Source organism: Psychrobacter piechaudii (assembly GCF_900162825.1).
Classification (GTDB): domain Bacteria; phylum Pseudomonadota; class Gammaproteobacteria; order Pseudomonadales; family Moraxellaceae; genus Psychrobacter; species Psychrobacter piechaudii.
This window is the reverse complement of record NZ_FUGE01000106.1, coordinates 1-812: the sequence shown is the minus strand read 5'-3', so window position 1 is coordinate 812 and position 812 is coordinate 1. Positions and strand designations below refer to the sequence as shown.

1 protein-coding gene and 1 pseudogene are annotated in these 812 nt (G+C 42.7%); one reads left to right on the top strand and one right to left on the bottom strand.

What is annotated here, in order from left to right:
- Positions 1-75: 75 nt before the first annotated feature.
- Positions 76-450 carry a hypothetical protein gene (locus A1019T_RS05150; RefSeq protein ID WP_244156546.1) on the bottom strand — a complete coding sequence of 125 codons (375 nt, stop codon included), beginning with the start codon at positions 448-450 and terminating at the stop codon, positions 76-78.
- A gap of 211 nt (positions 451-661) precedes the next feature.
- Between A1019T_RS05150 and A1019T_RS13610 the strand changes: the two are divergent.
- Positions 662-812 (top strand): annotated as a pseudogene (locus A1019T_RS13610) (RNA-guided endonuclease InsQ/TnpB family protein); the annotation flags it as partial.

The following is an 812-nucleotide window of genomic DNA, read 5'->3' as shown; positions in this document are numbered from 1 at the left end:
CAGTTTTGTATACTGGTTGGGCTAACTTGATACTCTTCGGCTAACTCCCGAAAGCTGTAGCCTTCGTCAAGTTTGCTAAGAATCATTTGTCGGTAGTCTCTTGAATATGCCATAAGTTTTAGTGTACCACTTTATTCGTTCTTTGACTATATCAGGCAGTGTGTTTAATGCGCTTTGTGCTTGCACCGATACCGGCAGGATTGTACTTTGCTTAGGCACCGTTAACAGGTCGTTATTAGGGCCGACCGTGTTTGCCATAAACATCATGCCCAGGGCCGATAATGAAAGTATGAGCAAAAAAGGGGCGACCAACATACCAGCATAAAAGTGCCAACGCCAGATAGTGGCATATTTTTTATTATTGAGACGGGCGTTCTTTATTTCCTCCTGACGGCTATGATTGTGCATGTTAATAGGGGATTGATTTGACATGTCCTTTGAGCGGCTCATGTTTGGGTACTCCGAGATTCTGCAGAATAAAGGCTGCTAACTGAATATTTGCCGTAGCAGAGGCTCGCATATTCTACACCCCACACCCTCGTTTTTATCACCAGTCGCCGTAAAACCACCCACTTCAGGGGGTGGATATAAGGCGACACACACTGTCGTAAGAACTCGTTAAAGGGTTGTAAGCTAAAATTAATCTTGCCATACTAAGCATATGAAAACACTCAAGCTACGCATTAAAGACAAACACATAAAAGAGCTGAATCGTCTAAGCGGTTCAGTGAACTTCGTGTGGAACTATATTAATGCACTTTGCTTTGAGCATCTAAAACGTACCGGTAAGTTTTTTAGTGCTTATGATCTAA